13 protein-coding genes and 1 pseudogene are annotated in these 21332 nt (G+C 63.0%); 7 read left to right on the top strand and 7 right to left on the bottom strand.

Annotated features, from left to right (window positions below; genetic code table 11):
* The first annotated feature begins 202 nt into the window (after window positions 1–202).
* The 5 genes from ACU8HS_RS27050 (at window position 203) to cysG (ending at window position 8471) form a co-directional block, all read left to right on the top strand.
* Window positions 203–1465, top strand: a complete 1263-nt coding sequence (locus ACU8HS_RS27050; RefSeq protein ID WP_113414534.1) for an MFS transporter — start codon at window positions 203–205, stop codon at window positions 1463–1465.
* Window positions 1466–1482: 17 nt separating this feature from the next.
* Window positions 1483–3933 (top strand): nitrite reductase large subunit NirB, encoded by a 2451-nt coding sequence (gene nirB, locus ACU8HS_RS27045; protein ID WP_447016098.1) that lies wholly within the window; start codon window positions 1483–1485, stop codon window positions 3931–3933.
* Window positions 3934–4040: 107 nt separating this feature from the next.
* Window positions 4041–4370, top strand: a complete 330-nt coding sequence (gene nirD / locus ACU8HS_RS27040; protein WP_112570784.1) for a nitrite reductase small subunit NirD — start codon at window positions 4041–4043, stop codon at window positions 4368–4370.
* Window positions 4370–7024, top strand: coding sequence for a nitrate reductase (locus ACU8HS_RS27035; protein WP_447016473.1), 2655 nt, complete (start codon window positions 4370–4372; stop codon window positions 7022–7024). Before nirD ends, ACU8HS_RS27035 begins: the two co-directional genes overlap by 1 nt.
* Window positions 6996–8471 carry a siroheme synthase CysG gene (cysG, locus tag ACU8HS_RS27030; protein WP_447016097.1) on the top strand — a complete coding sequence of 492 codons (1476 nt, stop codon included), beginning with the start codon at window positions 6996–6998 and terminating at the stop codon, window positions 8469–8471. The genes ACU8HS_RS27035 and cysG overlap by 29 nt, the downstream gene beginning before the upstream one ends.
* A gap of 46 nt (window positions 8472–8517) precedes the next feature.
* Here the strand turns inward: cysG and ACU8HS_RS27025 are convergent.
* Window positions 8518–8985: pseudogene (locus ACU8HS_RS27025) on the bottom strand (helix-turn-helix domain-containing protein); the annotation flags it as partial.
* A 120-nt stretch (window positions 8986–9105) separates the two neighbouring features.
* Window positions 9106–10311 (bottom strand): MFS transporter, encoded by a 1206-nt coding sequence (locus ACU8HS_RS27020; RefSeq protein ID WP_447016096.1) that lies wholly within the window; start codon window positions 10309–10311, stop codon window positions 9106–9108.
* Window positions 10312–10416: 105 nt separating this feature from the next.
* Here ACU8HS_RS27020 and ACU8HS_RS27015 point away from each other — a divergent pair, with 105 nt between their 5' ends.
* Both ACU8HS_RS27015 and ACU8HS_RS27010 read left to right on the top strand, forming a co-directional pair.
* On the top strand, window positions 10417–11367 hold the full coding sequence (locus ACU8HS_RS27015) for an AraC family transcriptional regulator (RefSeq protein ID WP_112570765.1): 951 nt from the start codon (window positions 10417–10419) through the stop codon (window positions 11365–11367).
* Between the two features lie 145 nt (window positions 11368–11512).
* Window positions 11513–14794: a GH36-type glycosyl hydrolase domain-containing protein gene (locus ACU8HS_RS27010; RefSeq protein ID WP_447016095.1), complete on the top strand. Its 3282-nt coding sequence runs from the start codon at window positions 11513–11515 to the stop codon at window positions 14792–14794.
* Here the strand turns inward: ACU8HS_RS27010 and ACU8HS_RS27005 are convergent.
* The 5 genes from ACU8HS_RS27005 to ACU8HS_RS26985 all read right to left on the bottom strand — a co-directional run bounded on the left by ACU8HS_RS27005 (window position 14791) and on the right by ACU8HS_RS26985 (window position 21274).
* Complete coding sequence (locus tag ACU8HS_RS27005) at window positions 14791–15801, bottom strand: dipeptide ABC transporter ATP-binding protein (protein ID WP_112570769.1); 1011 nt, start codon at window positions 15799–15801, stop codon at window positions 14791–14793. The two genes, ACU8HS_RS27010 and ACU8HS_RS27005, sit on opposite strands and share 4 nt — an antisense overlap.
* Window positions 15798–16805 (bottom strand): ABC transporter ATP-binding protein, encoded by a 1008-nt coding sequence (locus ACU8HS_RS27000; protein ID WP_447016094.1) that lies wholly within the window; start codon window positions 16803–16805, stop codon window positions 15798–15800. The genes ACU8HS_RS27005 and ACU8HS_RS27000 overlap by 4 nt, the downstream gene beginning before the upstream one ends.
* Window positions 16802–17683, bottom strand: coding sequence for an ABC transporter permease (locus ACU8HS_RS26995; protein WP_112572325.1), 882 nt, complete (start codon window positions 17681–17683; stop codon window positions 16802–16804). The genes ACU8HS_RS27000 and ACU8HS_RS26995 overlap by 4 nt, the downstream gene beginning before the upstream one ends.
* Window positions 17683–18618: an ABC transporter permease gene (locus tag ACU8HS_RS26990; RefSeq protein WP_112572327.1), complete on the bottom strand. Its 936-nt coding sequence runs from the start codon at window positions 18616–18618 to the stop codon at window positions 17683–17685. The genes ACU8HS_RS26995 and ACU8HS_RS26990 overlap by 1 nt, the downstream gene beginning before the upstream one ends.
* Window positions 18619–18712: 94 nt before the next feature.
* On the bottom strand, window positions 18713–21274 hold the full coding sequence (locus ACU8HS_RS26985; protein ID WP_112757571.1) for a hypothetical protein: 2562 nt from the start codon (window positions 21272–21274) through the stop codon (window positions 18713–18715).
* Between the last annotated feature and the right edge of the window lie 58 nt (window positions 21275–21332).

Below are 21332 nucleotides of genomic sequence, written 5' to 3'. Positions count from 1 at the left end.
TAACCTTGAGCGGTCCAGCCCACAGATTGCTTAAGGCAGATAGGCCGGAAGGCCATGATTCGGCGTCCAACGGCGGACGTCACCAGCAAAGCCGCTGATCAGGACATTTTGCGCGCCTCGTGCATGCGCGTCCTGACCAGCGGCTTTTTGTTTTAACCCCCAGCGATGGATCGGCGCGACCTTGTCGGGCCACGGAGAAGCCATGTCTGTCATCGAGAAAGCGCACCCTATGTCCGCCGGCGAACCAGCCAAAGCACTGTGGATATCGACGGTCGCCTTCACACTCTGTTTTGCCGTCTGGACGATCTTTGCGATCATCGGCATTCGCATCAAACAGGAACTCGGCCTGAACGAAGCCGAATTCGGATTGCTGGTCGGCACTCCGGTCCTCACCGGTTCGCTCGTGCGCATCGTCCTCGGCATCTGGACGGGACGTTATGGCGGCCGCCTCGTCTACACGCTGACAATGCTTGCCGCCGCCCTGGCGACCTTCCTGCTCTCCTACGCCCACACTTACACGCAGATGCTGATTGCCGGCCTCGGCGTCGGGCTTGCCGGCGGCGCCTTCGCAGTCGGCGTCGCCTATGTCTCGCCCTTCTTCCCGGCAGAGAAGCAGGGAACGGCGCTCGGCATTTTCGGCGCGGGCAATGTCGGGGCGGCCGTAACGAAATTCGCAGCCCCCTTCGTGCTCATCGCCTGGGGCTGGCAGGCAGTTGCGCAGATCTGGGCAGTCGGCCTGGCACTGATGGCAATCGTCTTCTGGTTCACCACCACCGATGATCCGGCGTTCCGCCTTCGCCGCGAACGTGGCATTGCCTCCAAGAGCCTTGCCCAGGAATTCGCGCCGCTGCGAAACCTTCAGGTCTGGCGCTTCTCGCTCTACTATTTCTTCGCCTTCGGCGGCTTCGTTGCCCTGTCCCTGTGGCTGCCGCGCTATCTGGTCGGCGTCTACGGCTTCAACCTGGAAACCGCCGGCATGATCGCGGCCGCCTATTCCATCCCGGGCAGCGTCTTCCGCGCCTTTGGCGGCGTGCTGTCGGACAGGAAGGGCGCGCGCAGCGTGATGTACACGATGTTTGCCGTGTCGGCCGTGGCAACCCTCATTCTTTCGCTGCCGGCGGCCTCCGCGACGGGTTCGGCCTTCGGTATCACGCCTGCGATCTTCATCGTCGTCATCTTCGTGCTTGGCTTCTTCATGAGCCTCGGCAAGGCTGCCGTCTACAAGCACATCCCGGCCTATTACCCGCAGGACGTCGGGGCTGTCGGCGGCATCGTCGGAATGATGGGCGGCCTCGGCGGCTTCGTGCTTCCGATCGCCTTCGGCCTTCTCAAGGACATGACCGGCCTCTGGTCGAGCTGCTTCGTGCTGCTCTTCGCGATCGTCGCGGTCTCGCTCATCTGGATGCACCTGTCCGTAAAGCAATTGTCGCGTCGGGGGCACTCCGTGCCCGTGGCCGCAACCTGATGCAAGGAACTGTAAATATGACCGAAAAACTCGTCATCATCGGCAATGGCATGGCACCTGGGCGTATGCTGGAGCACCTCTTCGAACAGGCGCCCGGACGCTATAAGGTTACGATCTTCAACGCCGAGCCGCGCGTCAACTACGACCGCATCATGCTCTCGCCAGTCCTCTCGGGAGAAAAGGACTACGAGCAGATCATCATCCACGGCGACGGCTGGTACATCAAGCACGGCATCACGCTCTACAAGGGCCACAAGATCATCAAGATCGATCGCGCGGCCAAGACGGTCACCTCCGACCATGGCGTCACCGAAAGCTACGACAAGCTGGTGATTGCCACCGGCTCCGTGCCGTTCATCATTCCCGTTCCCGGCAAGGACCTGCCCGGCGTCATCACCTATCGCGATCTTGACGACGTGCAGGCCATGCTGCTGGCGGCCCAGTCGCGGCAAAAGGCCATCGTGATCGGCGGCGGCCTGCTCGGCCTTGAAGCGGCGGCCGGCCTTGCCCAGCGCGGCATGGACGTCACCGTACTGCACGTCATGCCGACGCTGATGGAGCGCCAGCTCGATCCCGCCGCCGGCTATCTGCTGCAGAAGGCCGTCGAGGAACGCGGCATCAAGGTCATCTGCAAGGCCAATACCAAGGCGATCGTCGGCGACGGCAAGGTGGAAGGCGTCGAGCTCGACAATGGCACGATCATTCCGGCCACGCTCGTCGTCATGGCGGTCGGCATTCGTCCGAACGTCAATCTCGCCAAGGATGCCGGGCTTGCCGTCAATCGCGGCATCGTCGTCGATGCCGGCATGCAGACCTCCGATGGCGACATCTACTCGCTCGGCGAATGCGCTGAAGTGGGCGGCATGGTCTATGGCCTCGTCGCGCCGCTCTACGAGATGGCACGCGTGGCCGCCTCCCATCTGGCCGGCGACACGACGCCCGGCTTCGTACATTCCGACACGCCGACCAAGCTCAAGGTCACCGGCATCGATCTCTATTCACTGGGTGATTTCGCCGACGGCGACGACCGGCAGGAAATCGTGCTGCGCGATGCGACGGCCGGCGTCTACAAGCGCCTCGTGCTGAAGGACAACCGTATCATCGGCACGGTGCTCTATGGCGAAACCGCCGATGGCGCCTGGTTCAACGACCTGAAGAAAAAAGCCGTCGACATTTCCGACATGCGCGACACGCTGATCTTTGGCCAGGCCTATCAGGGAGGGTCTCCGCTGGACCCTATGGCGGCCGTTGCAGCCTTGCCGGATGATGCGGAAATCTGCGGCTGCAACGGCGTCTGCAAGGGCAAGATCACATCGACGATCACAGCCAAGGGACTGACGTCGCTTGACGACGTGCGCGCCCATACGAAGGCTTCCGCCTCCTGCGGCTCCTGCACCGGCCTCGTCGAGCAGCTGATGAGCCTGACGCTGGGCGACGCCTACAATCCGAAGGCCGTACAGCCGATGTGCACCTGCAGCGAGCTCGGCCATGACGATGTGCGCCGCCTGATCAAGGCGAAGAAGCTGAAGACCATTCCGGCCATCATGCAGGAACTGGAATGGAAGACATCCGGCGGCTGCGCCAAATGTCGCCCGGCACTCAATTACTACCTCGTCTGCGACTGGCCGGACGAATATGCCGACGACTACCAGTCGCGCTTCATCAACGAGCGCGTTCATGCCAACATCCAGAAGGACGGCACCTATTCCGTCGTGCCGCGCATGTGGGGTGGCGTTACAAGTTCGCAGGAACTGCGCGCCATCGCCGATGTGGTCGACAAGTTCGAAATCCCGATGGTCAAGGTGACCGGCGGCCAGCGCATCGACCTGCTCGGCGTCGAAAAGGAAGACCTGCCGGCCGTCTGGGCCGATCTCGGCAAGGCCGGCTTCGTTTCGGGCCAGGCCTATGCCAAGGGCCTGCGCACGGTGAAGACCTGCGTGGGCTCCGACTGGTGCCGCTTCGGCACCCAGGACTCCACCGGGCTCGGCATCCGCATCGAGAAATTCATGTGGGGCTCCTGGACGCCTGCCAAGCTGAAGATGGCCGTTTCCGGATGTCCCCGGAACTGCGCGGAGGCCACCTGCAAGGATATCGGCGTGATCTGCGTGGATTCCGGTTTCGAAATCCACTTCGCGGGCGCTGCCGGCCTCGACATCAAGGGCACGGAGGTGCTCGGCCTCGTCAAGACGGAGGACGAAGCGCTCGAGCATATCGTGGCGCTGACCCAGATGTACCGCGAACAGGCCCGCTACCTTGAGCGCATCTACAAATGGGCCAAGCGCATCGGTCTCGACGAGATCCGCCGGCAGATTATGGAGGATCACGACAAGCGCAAGGCCTATTACGAGCGCTTCGTCTTTTCCCAGAAGTTCGCCCAGGTCGATCCCTGGTCGGAGCGTGTCTCCGGCAAGGACAAGCACGAGTTCCGGCCGATGGCGACCATCGGCTTCAATCAGGCAGCGGAGTGAGGACGGGTCGGCGCGGCCTTCGAAACGGTCGCATGAACCGTTTCGAAGGACGAATGCCCGGAGCGCAAGCGAAGGGCTGGGCCACCCCCAAAGGAAGGACTTAAATGATGAACTGGCACCCGATCGGCGACATCTCGGACATTCCGCTGCGCGGCTCTCGCTGCGTGAAGACCCCGCACATGAACATTGCCGTCTTCCGCACGGGCGAGGACGAGGTCTACGCAATCGAAAACCGCTGCCCGCACAAAGGCGGGCCGCTTTCGGAGGGTATCGTGCACGGCAATGCCGTCACCTGCCCGCTGCACAATTGGGTGATCTCGCTGGAGACCGGCAAGGCACTCGGCGCCGATGAGGGCGCGGTGCGCACCATCCCGCTCAGGAACGAGGGCGGTACACTCTATATCGCGCTCGAAAGCCTGGTTATGGCGGCCGAATGATGGAACGGGAGGTCAAGACCACCTGTCCCTATTGCGGCGTCGGCTGCGGCGTCATCGCCCGGGTGGACGAGGCCGGCGCCGTAACCGTGAGGGGCGATCCCGAACATCCGGCCAATTTCGGCCGGCTCTGTTCCAAGGGTTCGGCGCTTGCCGAAACGCTCGATCTCGACGGGCGTCTGCTCCATCCCGAGATCAACGGCAGACAGACCGGCTGGGATGAGGCGCTTGATCTCGTCGCCAGCAGGTTTTCCGAGACCATTGCCGAACACGGCCCCGATGCCGTTGCCTTCTACGTGTCCGGTCAGCTTCTGACCGAGGATTATTACGTCGCCAACAAGCTGATGAAAGGCTTCATCGGCTCCGCCAACATCGACACCAATTCGCGCCTCTGCATGTCGTCGTCGGTCGCCGGCCACCGCCGCGCTTTCGGCTCGGACACGGTGCCCGGTCTCTATGAGGATCTGGAACTTGCCGATCTCGTCATACTGACCGGCTCCAACCTCGCCTGGTGCCATCCTGTCATCTACCAGCGGCTGGCAGCCGCCAAGGCGGCCCGGCCGGGCCTGAAGGTCGTCGTCATCGATCCGCGCCGGACGATGACCTGCGATATTGCCGATCTTCATCTGGCCATTCGGCCGGACGGCGACGTGGCGCTGTTCATGGGGCTGCTCGCCCATCTGGCGGCAGGCCCCGCCATCGACCAGAATTATATCGGCGCCCACACGGAGGCTTTTGGAGCGGCCTTCGCCGCTGCCGCCGCGCTGTCTGTCGACGAGCTGCTTGAGCGCACCGGCCTGCCGGCCATGCAGGTGCGGGAGTTCTTCCGCCTGTTCGAAACGACCGAGAAGGTCGTCACCTGCTACAGCCAGGGCGTCAACCAGTCCGCTTCCGGCACCGACAAGGTCAACGCCATCATCAATTGCCACCTGGCGACAGGGCGCATCGGCCGGCCCGGCATGGGGCCGTTTTCGCTGACGGGCCAGCCCAATGCCATGGGCGGCCGCGAAGTGGGTGGCCTTGCCAATATGCTGGCCGCCCATATGGCGATCGAAAATGCTGGCGATCGCGACCGCGTGCAGCGCTTCTGGAACGCGCCCGGTATCGCCGCCAAGCCCGGCCTGAAGGCTGTGGACCTGTTCCGGGCTGTCGAGGACGGCCGCGTCAAGGCGCTCTGGATCATGGCGACCAATCCTGTCGTTTCGCTGCCGGATGCCCGCCGTGTCGAGGCGGCAATTGCCGCCTGCCCCTTCGTGGTCGTGTCCGACATGTTGCGAAAGACCGATACGACACGGCATGCGCATGTGCTGCTTCCATCGCTCGGCTGGGGCGAAAAGGACGGGACCGTCACCAATTCGGAACGCCGCATATCGCGGCAGCGCCCCTTTCTCGCTCTGCCGGGGGAGACGCGCGCCGACTGGTGGCAGATGGCGGAAGTCGGCCGCCGGATGGGCTTTGCCGCCTTCGATTACACGTCTCCGGCCGCCATTTTCGCCGAACATGCCGCACTCTCCGCCTTCGAGAATGACGGCAGCCGCGACTTCGACATCGGTGCCTACGCCGAAACGCAGGCCTCTGCCTATGACGCGCTGAAGCCGTTCCAGTGGCCGCAGCCGTCCGGATCCGAAAAAAGGGAAACACGCTTCTTCGCCGAGGGCGGCTTCTTCCATCCCGATCGTAAGGCACGCTTCATCGCCGTCGAAGCGCCGGAAACCGACAGAACAGATTCAGCCTATCCGTTCACGCTGAATACGGGCCGCATTCGCGACCAGTGGCACACGATGACGCGCACGGGAAAGAGCGCGCGGCTATCGTCCCACATTGCCGAGCCTTTTGCCGAAATTCACCCGCGCGACGCGATGGAACTCGGCGTCGCCGATGCCGCCCTCGTGCAGATCGAAAGCGGCTATGGCAAAGCGATCATCCGCGCGCTCGTGACCGACCGGCAGGCACGCGGCAGCGTTTTTGTGCCGATGCACTGGGGCGACCAGAATGCCGCCGAAGCGCGGATCGGCGCCGTCGTCAAACCCGCGACGGACGCCGTTTCGGGTCAGCCCGCCTCGAAGAACGTCGCGGTCGCCGTCAGCCGCTATCGCGCCGCCTTCTATGGTTTCGCCGTCAGCATGGCAAAGCCCGACGTCCCCGATGCCGATTATTGGGCGCTCGCCAAGGCCGATGGCGGCTGGCGGCTGGAGCTTGCCTTCCGTGACGGCATCGAAGACTGGGTGGCCTGGTGCCGGAAAAGCTTCGGCATCGCCGACCATATCGAGCCGTTGGGTTACGCCGACCGGCAATCCGGCGACCGGCGTATTGCCTTCTTCGACGGAGAGAAGTTGCTTGCAGCGCTCTTCCTCGCACGAGAACCGGTTGCCGTGGCACGCAACTGGGCGGTGTCGCAACTGACAGCCGATCACAGCAATCTGCGCCGCCGCTTTGCAATCATCGCCGGCCGGCCGGGTGCTGACAGGCCGGATCCGGGTGCAACCGTCTGCTCCTGCTTCAGCGTCGGCGTCAACCAGATTGTCGCCGCCGTCCGTTCCGGCTGCCGCAGCGTCGAGGCGATCGGCAGCGAACTCAAGGCCGGCACCAATTGCGGCTCCTGCCGCGCCGAGATCAGGGGGATCATCAATGCCTGTGTTGCAGACGCTGCCGAATGAGATTGCCGAGCGGGCGCCGGCCCGCATGGCGCCGCTTGCCAAGCTGCCGGTCTTCTGGTCGCTGGCAGGCCAACGGGTGATCGTCGCCGGGGGCTCCGATGCGTGTGCCTGGAAGGCGGAGCTGCTGGCGGCCTGCGGCGCCAGGGTCGAGATCTACGGCGAGCATCTCTCCGAAGCCTGCGCGACGCTCGTCGCGCGAGGTTCACCTCATCCGCAAGGCGCGCTCATTCACCGTCCCATGGCGTGGCGAGAGGACATTCTTGCAGGTGCAGCACTTGCCATAGCCGACTGCGATGACGAGGCCGAAGCTCAGACCTTCTTCGATGCCGCACGGCTGGCCGGCGTTCCCGTCAACGTGATCGACAAGCCCGCGTTCTGCCAGTTCCAGTTCGGCTCCATCGTCAATCGCTCGCCCGTTGTCGTGTCGATTTCGACGGATGGGGCAGCCCCGATCCTGGCCCAGGCCATTCGCCGCCGCATCGAGACGCTGCTGCCGACATCCCTGAAATCCTGGGCGACCCTTGCCCAGTCTCTGCGCGAGGAGATTGCCAATCGCCTGAAGCCCGGTGTGGCCCGCCGCGCCTTCTGGGAACGTTTTGTCGATCGCGCTTTCGGAGCCGAACCGACGGAGGAAAGCGTCCGCGACCTGCTTGCCGATGTGCAGCGGCCGGCACGGGCGCGTGCGCCTGGACGGGTGACGCTTGTCGGCGCCGGTCCGGGCGATGCGGAATACCTGACGCTGAAAGCCGTGCGGGCTCTGCAGGCCGCCGATGTCATCCTGTTCGACGATCTCGTGTCGGACGAGGTTCTCGAACTTGCCCGACGCGAGGCAAAACGCCTGCTCGTCGGCAAACGCGGCGGGCGCGAGAGCTGCCGGCAGGAAGACATCAACGCGATGATGCTGACTTTCGCCAAAGCCGGCAAGAACGTCGCGCGCCTGAAATCCGGCGATCCGATGATCTTCGGCCGCGCCGGCGAGGAGATCGCCTATCTGAAGCAGCACAATATTCCGGTCGAGGTCATCCCCGGCATCACGGCGGCGAGCGCCATGGCCTCACGGCTCGGCATTTCCCTGACCCACCGCGATCATGCACAGAGCGTGCAGTTCGTCACCGGACATTCGCGCCATGGCAGCCTGCCCGAGACGATCGACTGGCAGGCGATTGCAGATACGAGAAAAACGACGATCTTTTACATGGGCGGGCGGACAGCCGGAGAGATCCAGAACAGGCTGATCGAAGCCGGCCTCGATGCAGGAACGCCCGTCGTGATCGTCAGTTCTGTTGCCAATGCCGACGAACGGCGCTGGGCCGGCACCCTGGACGGCCTTTCTTCGGCCATGGCGGAAATCGGCCTCGACCGGCCGGTCCTGATCGGTATCGGGGAGGTTTTTGCCGCTTGCAGTCTCATGGCTGAAACCGGTCTGCCGCTCGTGGCCCAGGCTTGACGAAGCGCCGGAAGGAAGCCCTGCCTTATCTGTCCTCAGGCAGGCAGCCGTCAGACCACTTTCCTGCAGCGCCTTGAGGTCGCAAACCGGCGGCGCGCTCGCCGGTAATGCGGTGGCCAACACGGTCGAAGCGCCCGAGTTTCTTGATGTCGATGTGGATCCCGCCTGGCTTCTCGCGCTCGTAGCGGCGCACCGGATCGGCCGCTTCGACATCCTTCAGCCGTGAAAGACCCGCCCGCCGGAGTACCCGGCTGACCGTCGCCGCCGACACGCCGGTCTGCTTGGCAATATGCTTGCCCGTCAGCCATTGGCGGCGCAGCATGGCGATCTCGCCGGCTACGGCCGCCGTGATCTGTCGCGGGCTCATCTTCGGTCGGGACGACCGATCCGCCATGCCGGCAGACCCGTCGCGCACAAACCGCTCGACCCAGCGCGCCGCGACCTTCGCCGTCACGCCGCATGTCCGCGCCGCATCGGCTTTGGAAAGACGGCCTTCAACAACCGCGCGCGCCATCTCCTGTCGAAAGCCCACAACTAGCCAGCCAAGGCCGGTCCTGCTTTCCACCGGACCGGCCTTGTACGTCCTCAATATGCCCGCCCTCCCCGAGGGTCTCTTGCAGGTGCCTGCGTCCGTCTAGGATGCCGCCACGACGGTCCTTCGGCTGAGGAGCCCGATCACCAGAGCACCACAAAGCGCAGCAATAGCTGCAAAGCCAAACACTCCTGCCAGGCCTTGCGCCTCGACGATAAGGCCGCCGATGGCCGCCCCACTCGAAATGGCGACCTGGAAAGTGGTCAACATCAACGCGCCAGCGCTTTCCGCTTCGTCGGATGCGGCTTGGGTGACGAAACTTTGCACGCTCACCGGCAGAGCTCCGAAGGCAAAACCCCACAAAGCAGTCGCAGCGAACGCAACGCTTGCAAGGCCCCCGGCAATTGCCAAGGTAATGGTGGTTGCTGCAATCCCAGTTGCTGCGATGACGATGGACAGGGTCGTGCTGCGTTCAGAGACAAAGCCTCCGAACAGGTTGCCGAGAAAACCGCCTATTCCGAAGGCCAGCAGAACCGCAGAAATCCCCTCGACTCCGAAATGCGGCACGGTTTCGAGGAAGGGTCGAATGAAAGTGAAACCGGCGAAATGACCGGCGACCACCAGCAAAACGGTCAAAAGGCCCAGCCTGATCACGGGGCGACGCAACACCGCGGCCATCGTCCCCAATCCGGCGGCACCTGCCGACGGCATCGCGGGCAGCGTCAGAATCTGGGCGACAAGGGCAATGCCGCCGACTGCAGCCGCGATGAGAAATGCAAAACGCCAGCCATAGGCTTCTCCGACCCACGCGCCGACGGGAGCCGCGCAAACCGTGGCCACGGATACGCCGGTCATGATGATAGCCATCGCCCGCGGCATCAGCCGCTCGGGAACCAGCCGCATGGCGAGTGCCAGCGACATGGCCCAGAAGCCGCCGAGCGCTATTCCGAGTAAGCCTCGCGCAATAAGGAGCATGGTGAGCCCACCGGCGAATGCTGCAAGGAGACTGGAAACAATAAGCAGGGCCGTCAAACCGAACAACGTGAGACGGCGGTCAAATCGGCTGGTGCCGATGACGACGGCAGGTCCTGCGATAGCACCGATAACGGCCGTCATCGTTACCGACTGTCCGGCCGCACCAATGCTGACGTGGAGGTCCTCAGAAATCGGCGTGAGCAGGCTGGCGGGAAGAAATTCTGCCGTCACCAGACCGAAGACGCCGAGCGAGAGCGATACCACCCCTGCCCAGGCGGGTTCGGTCTCCTTGCGGTTCATATGGAAGCCATTGGTTTCGGGACTGATATTCATATGCCATCTCCAAATGTTGTAATGAAAGGCTAGACGGCTCTTGCCGGTGTTTCTATGCTAGAAAATCTATAAGACATGACTATTCGTCCAAATGGCGAGAGAACGATGAGCGATGCATTGACGGAAATGATGCGCGGGCTTCGGCTGGATGGTGTCGACTACGGTCGATGCCGGCCGTCCGCCCCATGGGCGACTGCGTTTCCGACCAAGGATGAAGCGCAATTTCATTTTCTGGCGGCAGGCGAGGCATATGTGCAGACGCCGGACGGGGAATGGATGGAAATGCGCCCCGGTGATGCGGTTCTGCTGCCGCGAGGCGATGCCCACGTGCTTGCAAGCGCACCCGGGATTGTGCCGACGCCGGTCGAATCCATGCCGCGCAAGGCGATATGCGATGGGATCGTCGATCTGCAATGTCCCTGCGCGGACAGCAAGAACCTGCTGTTCTTCGCGGTCATGCGCTTCAATATCGACAAGCGGCATCCCCTGTTGCAATTGATGCCCAACGTTATGCGGACAAGCGATCTGGCAGCCAGCGAACCGTCCATCCCTGCCCTGCTCGATGCGATGATGCACGAGGTTGACATGAACCGCGTCGGTGCCGGCGGTATCCTGGCCCGGCTTGCCGATGTTCTGACGGCGACAATCATTCGCGCCTGGGTGGAGCACGGCTGTGGCGACGCCTCGGGCTGGCTGACGGCTGTTCGCAATCCCGAGGTTGGGCGGGTCCTGGCAGCGATCCATCTCGATCCGTCACACGACTGGACGGTCGAAGAACTCGCACGCAAGATGGGCGCTTCCCGTTCCGGTTTTGCGGAGCGTTTTGCCAGGGCCGTTGGTGAAACACCGGCTCGCTATGTCGCTCGCATGCGCATGCATCAGGCGCATCAGTGGCTGCGCGAAGGACAGCGTGTCGCCGCGATCGCCGAACGCCTTGGCTATGAATCGGAGGCCTCTTTCAGCCGGGCTTTCAAACGCATCATCGGCGCCCCGCCGATGACTTTTCGCGGGCGAGCGCAGGATGGCCACGCCTCTTCTTCGGAGCGCCTGTTTTGACCGGGATTCGGCTCGGTAATGCGATCCGATCTTTCCCATGGGTTCATCATGGTGCGCCACGATCTAACCAGTGACATTAGGTAATATTTCGCTCAAACATTTTGCGTCATTGTCCGATTCCCTTTTAGGCGACACGAGATCTCACATGCCCTCGAGACTGAATCGCAAATTGCAGATGCCCCGCCGCGACGACCTCGGTCTTCTGACGATCGCCAATGGTTCCGGCCTTTCCATATCCGCTCTGCCGAACGGCACGCTTTTCTCCATCGATTATGCCGACAGTCTCGGATCGGTGCAGATCAACCAGATCCAGGGATCGCCTCTTTCCGGCGGCGTCGGCCGCCTGTACCTGCGGATCGGCGGCAAGGAACCTGCCGTTACCGAAATCGTCGGGCCTCGGGCACAAGGTCGTTTCGGTCACAGCGATACGGGCTTCTCCTGGAGCGGTAACGTTGGCGACATCCGATATCATGTGAGCCTCGTGCTTGCGCCCTCCGAGACAACTTGGTTCTGGCACGTCACGCTGACGCATTCCGGCAAGGAAAAGCTGCCGGCCGATCTGGTTCTGGTCCAGGACGTCGGCCTCGGCGATCGCGGTTTCCTGATGAACAGCGAGGCCTACGCCTCGCAATATGTCGACCACCATATCGCCGAACACCCGACCTTCGGGCCTGTCGTGATGAACCGGCAGAACCTGAAGCAGGGCGGCGGGCGCAACCCCTGGCTCGCGCAGGGCTGCCTGGAGGGCGTTGCTGCCTATGCCACCGATGCGATCCAGCTCGTAAAATCGGCCGCCGGCAACGACGATCGTCTCGTCGGCCCCTTCGGCACCGATCTGCCAAGCGGGCGCCGTCAGCACGAAATGGCTTGTCCCTCCCTTCAGTCGAAGCCGCTCACGGTTTCCGCCGAAAGCGTGAGCGCGACCTTTTTCGGCCTGTTCCTGAACGATCATCAGGCTGCGTCCGACGATACCGATCTTTCCCGCCTGGATCATCTGAGAGCCCTTGAGCGGAAGACGGCAGGTCCGGCCGAAAAAACGCCCCCGCGCAGCATCCTGCAGGATGCCGGCCTGCTGACGGGAGAGGCGCTGGACGACAAGTCGCTCGCCCGCCTCTATCCCAACCGCATGCTCGAAGAGCGAGTGGATGGAAAGCTGCAGTCCTTCTTCGTGGCCGAGGGCGCGCTCAACCGGCACGTCGTTCTGCAGGAGAAGGAGCGACAGGTCGCGCGTCGTCACGGCGCGATCCTGCGCAGCGGGCAGAACATGCTGCTCGACGATGTCACGCTGGCATCGACCTGCTGGATGCAGGGCATCTTTGCCGCCCAGCTGACGATCGGCAACACATCCTTCCACAAGCTGTTTTCCGTTTCCCGCGATCCCTACAATCTGACGCGTGCCAGCGGCTTGCGCATCCTTGCCGATATCGGCCACGGCTGGCAGCTCCTCGGCGTGCCCTCTGTCTTCGATATGGGCCTCAGCGACTGCCGCTGGATCTATCGCCTCACCGACCGCACCATCACCGTTACGGCCACGGCCTCCGGCGAGGATTCCGCCATGCAATGGTCGGCTTCCGTCGAGGGTAAGCCTTGCCGTTTCCTGGTTTTCGGCCATCTCGTTCTCGGCGAGCGGGAATATGATACGAGCGGCCTTGTCGAATTCGACGACGACGCCAAGCGCATTCTCTTCCGCCCGGACCCGCATTGGCTCTGGGGCGAGCGTTTTCCCGATGCCAGCTACTGGCTGGTGAGTTCCACGCCCGACGCCATCGAGGCGATCGGCGGCGACGAACTCCTTTATGAGGATGGCATTGCACGCAACGGTGCCTTCATTGCGGTGAAGTCCAGGCAGACACAATCGCTCTCCCTGTCTGTCGTCGGCTCGATGACGGACAAGGCGGAGGCCTTGCGCCTGGCCGAACGCTATGCAGGCGGCGTAGCCCAGGAAGCAATGCTCGCCGCCGCCTCCCGCTTCTGGCGGCATGCCATCCGCGGCCTGACGCTCGAAAAACCCAAGGCAGACGCTATGGCCCATGCGGCGATCCTGCCCTGGCTGGCGCATGATGCGATCGTGCATCTGAGTGTGCCGCACGGGCTGGAACAATATACGGGCGCCGCCTGGGGCACGCGCGACGCCTGCCAGGGACCGATCGAATTCCTGCTCGCCTACGAGCACGATCGCGAAGCCAGGGAAGTGGTGAAGACGGTCTTCGGCGAACAGTACCGCGAAAAGGGCGACTGGCCGCAATGGTTCATGCTCGAGCCCTATTCCAACATCCGCTCCGGCGACAGCCATGGTGACATCGTCGTCTGGCCGCTGAAGGCGCTCTGCGACTATATTGAAGCGACCGGCGACGTTGCGATCCTCGACGAAAAGGTGTCGTGGCGCGATGACAGGACCATGGGCAGGGCACCCGCCGATACGATCGCCGTGCATGTCGACAAGCTTCTCGATACCGTACGCGCGCGCTTCATTCCCGGCACGCATCTGATCCGCTATGGCGAAGGCGACTGGAACGATTCCCTGCAGCCGGCCGATCCGCATCTGCGCGACTGGATGGTGAGCAGTTGGACCGTTTCGCTGCTATACGAACAGATCGTGCGCTATTCCGCCATCCTGCGCCGTATCGGTCAGAACGCGAATGCCACAGCGCTGCGCAAGATCGCCACCGCAATGAAGCGCGATTTCAACAGGCACCTTATCCGGGACGGCGTTGTCGCCGGTTACGGCATCTTCGATCCGTCCCATGACGGCGTCGAGCTGCTGCTCCATCCCGACGACCAGCGCACCGGGCTGCATTATTCATTGATTTCGATGACGCAGGCGATGCTCGGCAAGCTCTTCACGCCGGAGCAGCGGCAGGCGCATATGAAGCTCATCGAGAAGCACCTGCTCTTCCCCGATGGCGTGCGCCTGATGGAAAAGCCCGCGACCTATGCCGGCGGTCCGGAAACGCTGTTCCGCCGCGCGGAATCGTCCTCCTTCTTCGGCCGCGAAATCGGGCTCATGTATGTGCACGCGCATCTGCGCTACTGCGAGACCCTGGCAATTGCCGGGGATGCAAGGGCGCTCTGGAAAACAATCGGCCTGGTCAATCCGATTGCCGTGACCGAAGCGCTGCCGCATGCGTCGCTGCGCCAGCGCAACACCTATTTCAGCAGCAGCGATGCCGCTTTCCCCGACCGCTACCAGGCGATGAGCGACTGGGACATGGTCAGGAAGGGCGAGATCGACGTCGATGGCGGCTGGCGCATCTATTCCAGCGGCCCCGGCCTCTTTGCCCGCAGCTTCATCGAAAACATCCTCGGCTTCAAACGCCGTTTCGGACGCCGCAAGCGCCTGCCGCTACTACCGCCTGCCGCCGCGATCACGATCCGTACGGATCATGCGCCCTGGCGCCAGCTGAAGACGCCGAAGGGCAAAGCCTAGGCAGCAACCTCGCGCACGCGCGGGGGGATGGGATTGGGAGCGGCGAAATGGCAGGCGGCCATCTGGCCGCCCGCCACTTCCCGGAGTGGTGGCCGCTCCACCTTGCAAATGTCCTGGGCGATCGGACAGCGCGTATGGAAACTGCAGCCCGGCGGGATGCGCGACGGGCTCGGCACGTCGCCTTCCAGCACGATGCGGCGGCTTTTGCGATCCGGATCAGGCTCGGGCGCTGCCGACAGCAGCGCCTGCGTATAGGGATGCTGCGGGGCCGAATAGACCTTACGCTTTTCGCCGATTTCGACGATCCTGCCGAGATACATGACCGCGACGCGGTCGGCGATATGCCGGACCACCGCCAGATCATGGGCAATGAAGAGGAAGGAGAAGCCTTTCTTCTCCTGCAGATCCTGCATCAGGTTGATGATCTGCGCCTGCACGGAAACATCGAGCGCAGAGACCGGCTCGTCGGCAACGATGAAGCCGGGATTGAGCGAGATCGCCCGGGCAATGCCGATGCGCTGCCTCTGGCCGCCGGAGAACTGCCGCGGATAGCGGTCCATGGCACTCGTCGGCAGGCCGACCTGCGTCAGGAGATCGGCAACCCGCTCCCGCCGCTCGCGCTTCGAACGGACGAGATCAAAGGCATCCAGCGGCTCGCCAATGATTTCGGCGATGGAACGGCGGGGGCTGAGCGATCCGTAGGGGTCCTGAAAGATCATCTGCACATTGCGACGCATGCCGCGCATCTTTTCGTGCGACAGCGCCGTCAGCTCCGTGCCCTCGAAGAACACGCGGCCATCCGTCGGCTCGATCAGCCGCAGCAGGAGCCGCCCGAGCGTGGACTTACCGCAGCCGGATTCACCCACCAACGCCAGGGTTTCGCCGCGCAGGATTTCGAAGCTGACATCATCGACGGCGCGCACGCCATTGCTCTCCTGCCTGAGAGACAACATGCCGCCCTCGGAGAAGACCTTGCTCAGCCCTTCGGCACGCAGGATCGCATTCATCGCCTATGCTCCTCGATCGACGGGACGGATGCCTTGTTTTCGGCCGTCACCCAGCAGGCGGCCTTGTGCCTCTGGCCGAAGGCAAACATCGGCGGCATGTCGCTGCGGCACTTGTCGATATGCAGCGGGCAGCGCGCGTAAAAGGGACAGCCTTCCTTTACCGAACCTGCCGTCGGCACCGAACCGGGGATCTGGTAGAGGCGCTTCTGATCGTCATCGAGGCGCGGGATGGATTTGAGCAGGCCGCGCGTATAGGGGTGGCTGGGATTGGCGAAGATCGAGCGGACATCGGCATCCTCGACGACCCGGCCGGCATACATGACGATCACCCGGTCGCAGACCTCGGCGATGACGCCGAGATCGTGCGAGATCAAGAGGACCGCGGTATTCAGCGTCTTGCGCACCCTGGCCATCAGGTCGAGCACCTGGGCCTGGATGGTGACGTCGAGCGCCGTCGTCGGCTCGTCGGCGATCAGCAGCTTCGGATTGCAGGCGACCGCCATGGCGATCATCACGCGCTGGCGCATGCCGCCGGAAAACTGGTGCGGATAGGCGTCAAGCCGCCCCTCCGGATTGGGAATGCCGACCAGTTTCAGAAGCTCGATGATGCGGGCGCGGCGCTGCTCGCGGCTCATCTTCTCATGCAGCTTGATCGCCTCGCCGATCTGGTCGCCGATCGTCATGACCGGGTTCAGCGAACTCATCGGCTCCTGGAAGATCATCGCGATGTCGCGGCCGCGGATCTCCGGCATCGCACTTGCCGGCAGTTTCAGGAGATCATGACCCTCGAAACGGATATTGCCGCCGGAGATCCGACAGAGTTCCGGCACCAGCCGCATGATCGCCAGCGACGTGATCGACTTGCCCGAGCCGGATTCGCCGACGATACCGACCGCGCCGCCGGCCTCGATCTCGAAGCTCACATCATCGACGACCACGATCGGGTTCGTCGGCGTTCCAAATTCCACCTTCAGATGCTCGACACTCAGCAAGGGCTGCTTCATTGCGCCGTCTCCGGATCGAGCACGTCGCGCACCGCATCGCCGATCAGGTTGAAGGAGAGGACGACGAGCGTGATCGCGATGCCGGCGCCGATGATCGGCCAGGGCGAGCCGAAGAGATTGTTGAGGCCATCGCGGATGATATTGCCCCAACTGGGGTTCGGCGGCTGGGTACCGATGCCGAGGAAGCTGAGCGAGGCTTCGAGACGGATGGCCGAAGCGACCCACAACGTCATCAGCACGACGATGGGGGCCGCGATATTCGGGATGATGTGCCGGAAGATGATGGTCGGCGTGCGCACGCCGACGGCGACTGCCGCCTCCACGTAAGGCTCCTGCTTGACGGCGAGGGTCGAGGCACGGGCCACACGGGCAAAGCCGGGGATGAAAGCGACAGTGATGACGGCAATGATGTTCCAGAAGCCGCCGCCGAGCACGGCTGCGATGATGATGGCGAGCAGCAGTTCCGGAAAGGCAAGCAGCAGGTCGATCAGCCGCGAGATGACGCGGTCCGCGATACCACCGAAATACCCGGCCGTCACCCCGAGCAGCGTCCCGAAGATCGCCGCTAGAACCGGTGAGATGAAGCCGAAGATGAGCGAGTTGCGCGAACCGTAGATCATGCGCGAGAGAACGTCGCGCCCGAACTGGTCGGTGCCGAGCCAGTGGGCTGCCGAGGGGTTCTGGTTGATCGCCAGGATGCTCTGGGCGAGCGGATCATAGGGCGCGAGCCAGGGCGCGAAAGCGGCGACGAATATGAAGACCACCACCACGAGTAACGCAAAACTGGTCGATATGCGCCCATAGAGGATATGGCGGAACGCATCTGCCAGCCGGTGATCGTCGGCAATGATCTGGGGAGCTTGTTCGGTCGTGGCCATCACTTCACCCGGATTCTCGGATCGACGACGATGTAGACGAGGTCCATCGCCAGATTGATCAGGACCACGAACATCGCGAAAACGACGACGCCGCCCTGGATCACACCGTAGTCGCGCTCGGAAATGGCGCTGATCAGCAGCTTGCCGATACCGGGGCGATTGAAGACGAGTTCGATCGCAACAGAGCCGGAAAGTGTGGCGAGCATGCTGAGGCCAAGCCCGGTCGTCAGCGGCAACAGTGCATTGCGCAATCCATGGCGATAGATGACGCGCGTCTCACGCGCACCCTTGGCGCGGGCCGTGCGCACATAGTCGCGGCCCATCACCTCCAGCAACGAAGTTCGGGTCAGGCGGCCGATGAAGGCCGCCTTGACGAGCGCAAGGGTCAGCGCCGGCAGGAACACGTGATGCATACGGTCGATAAAACCCGTGCCGCCGCCATTGATCGGAAACCAGCCGAGATTGAGCGCGAAGGTAATCAGCAGAAGCGCGCCGAGATAGAAATCGGGAATGGCATAACCGAGCAGAGAGAAACCGCGCATGGCCGAATCCGGCAGGCCATTGCGGTGCGTGGCCGCCCAGACGCCGAAGGGCACGCCGACGACGATACCCATGATCATCGCGACGATCGTCAGCTCGATCGTATAGGGGAGGTTATAGGCGATCAGGCCGAGCACCGGCTGGTCGGTCATGGCGGAACGGCCGAAATCGAGGCTGAGCGTGCCGATGACGAAATTGATATATTGCTGCCAGAGGGGAGCATTCAGCCCCATGCGCTCACGAAAGAGCTGGAGCTGTTCGGCCGTGGCATTGTCGCCGAGAGCCGCAATCGCCGGATCGCCCGGCAGGATGCGCATGGCGATGAAGACGAGCGTCAAAACGAGCAGGATGGTCGGAATGGCGTCCGCCAGCCTGAGCAAGAGATACCGGGTCACTGATCCGTCTCCTCCCTGTCACCGCCGGAGCGGTCTCCTCCTTTGGCGATGCCGGCGCTCCCACCGGCGAACGCCCGTGATGGTCCTGCCGTGTTCAGTCCTGCAGCGCGGTATAGTAGGGCTCGTTGGAAAGATTGTCCTCGAGACCCGGTGAAAGCACGCTTCGTCCGCCCCTCCTCGAGCTGACGAAAAACTGCAGGTGAAACTTGGAGTCGGTGTATTCGCCGGGAATGGTGGCGGCAAAGCCATTGCCATTCCGTGTCATCTTCGCCGAATTCCAGCGCTCGGCCTGATTGACGTGACGATAGTGCAGCACCGGTTCCTCGTCCACCGTTTCATCAATCCGCACCGTGATGGCCTCGCCGGCTTTGAATTTCGACGGTGCAGAAACACCCGAGCGGCTGGCGATGACCGGCTGACGGGCCTTGAGCGCCCTCACGGCGGCCAATACCTGCTCGTCGGCTTGCACAGTTTCAAACTTGCCGGCGCCGCGCAGCGACTCCAGATCGAGCACCTCGGACGTCATCTCCGGCAGGCGGGACTGCCAGGAGCCGCGCAGCCAGGATTGCGGACCGTAGGTCAGGTCGTCGTGATAGATGTCGCGAGAGACATCGGCCGCCACCTGCCAGGCCATGACCGAGCGCCTCGCGTGATCGATGACAGGTTCGATCAGCGTCGTAACCTTGGTGGCAATGAACAGCTCCGCCCAGCAAGCCGCCCGGAAGCGCTCGGCGAAAAAGCGGGCAATGGCGGCCGAGATCTGCACGTCGATCATGATGCGCTGGACGGCGGCAGAACCGTGGCTTTCGGTTGTCTTCACCCTGCTCAGCGCCGCCTCGCAGCCCTCCGCCATCTCCTCCAGCCAGTCGGCGACATCGAGCGGCGTGTAGCGGTGCGACGATTTTCCGGCGAGCAGAAGCTCGGCATATTCGCGCGCATTGGCAAAGAGCGACGAATCGAAAGTCGGCGCATTTCCGAAACGGACCGGCCCTTCCATATCGAAGGCGTAGGCGCGGCGGCCGGAACCTTCGACCAGCGGCAGATTGGTGTAGATCTCCGGCCAATAGTGGTTGTTGGAGGCCGAGGGGCCGTGCGTCAGGGTGATCAGCGGCAGCACGCGGCTTGCCCAGGAGAGCCCCTTCTCGCACTCGATGGCGGCGTCGCCGCATTCATGCTCAAGATAACGCATCCAGCTTTCGCGCGGCGCGTCGGGACAGTAGAGCAGCCGTCCCCAGACGCGATACTGGTATTCGTATTTCTGCCAGTCGTAGCGCGTCGGCAGGCCATGTTTCTGGTAGTTGAAGCGACCACCGGGAATACCGGTGCCCATGCGGCCCTTGAAGCTCTGCGGCTCGCACCATTCGACGCCGTCGGAGCCGGCAAACATGGAGCTGCGGCCGTAGCCTGCGGCAAATTCCGGATCGCCCCACAGCAGCACGCGCTGCGTGCCCGCCCAGATGCGATAGATGACCTTGTAATCCTTGTCCTTCGTCAAGAGGTCGCCATAGCTGTAACGCAGGAACTTGCGGGAGCCTTCGCTGAGCTGCTCGCGCTCGCTGCGGGCCACTTCCGGCGGATATTCCTTGTTGCGGATGGCGGACTGGTGATAGGGCGGCCCCATATGTTCCGCGAGATATTTCGGGGAGGCGGCAAAGGGCATGCCGGACTCCCGCGCAATCTGCAGCATCGTGTGGTCGAGGCCCTTGCCATGCATGTCGATCTCGACCGGCCGGCCGGCAGCGGCCACGCCGGCGAAAGCTTGCCTCCAGAAGCCGTATTCGCCTTCCGCAATGCCACCCTCGACATGAACGCGGAATGTCAGGCCGGTGATCTCGGGCACTTCCCGCAGCAGCCTGGTGATCGCATCGCGGCAATAAGGGGCGAGATTGTCGTGCGTTATGCCAGTTACCGTGTAGTTGGCACGCGGTACGTCGTCGAAATCATAGCGCTGCGTCCACAGCGCCAGCTGGAATTCCAGCCCGCGCCTCGCCGCCTCGCGAGCGATGAATTTCAGCATCTCCAGATTGGTTTCGCGCTCCTCGTCGGAGAGCTCGGCAACCTCGACATCATAGCCCGGCAGCTTCAGCAGGAACGGATAGGGGAAGTAGAAATAGACATCGGTGATCCACGGATTGTGGTAGGGATAGTTATAGCCCATGCCAAGCGTCAGGGCGAAGCGGTTGAAACGGTTCGATGCCAGCATGGTGAGATAGTCGCGCCATTGCTGCTTGTCGTAGAACCAGACCTTGTCCTCTTCCTCGCTGCAGAACAGCCGCGCCATGCTGCGTATGCGGGCCGACGGCTTTTCTGTCAGCGGAAACTTACCTTCAAACAGATCCTCGGCGCTGTTATAACGCACGCGGTCGGCAAGCTCGGTCAGCGCATAGACCATGCCCCTTTCATCATGGGCCCATGCGGTGATCGTATTGCCGTCGCGGGTCAGGGCAAAGGCTTCCTCGCTGCGCGCCATCGCCGCCGGCGCCTGCGGCGATCCGACCTCGCCAACCACGATCGACACCGCTTGTGGCGAGCGCCCGTCCGAGAGGCTGATACCGCGCCGCTTCAAACGGCTGCGCAGTTCTTCAACCGCCCATTCCATGGCACTTGAAAGCGGGCCGGACGGAAGGCTGATGGATATAGTGTCGGCTTGCGCCATGTCTGACCTCGCGAAAATAGGGTCAATGTCTGCGCGCAGGGCGCAACTCCCCCGGCCT

Source organism: Rhizobium sp. KDH_Rht_773_N (assembly GCF_052946295.1).
Note: the sequence above shows the minus strand (reverse complement) of the source record. Positions and strands in the feature narration are given on the sequence as shown.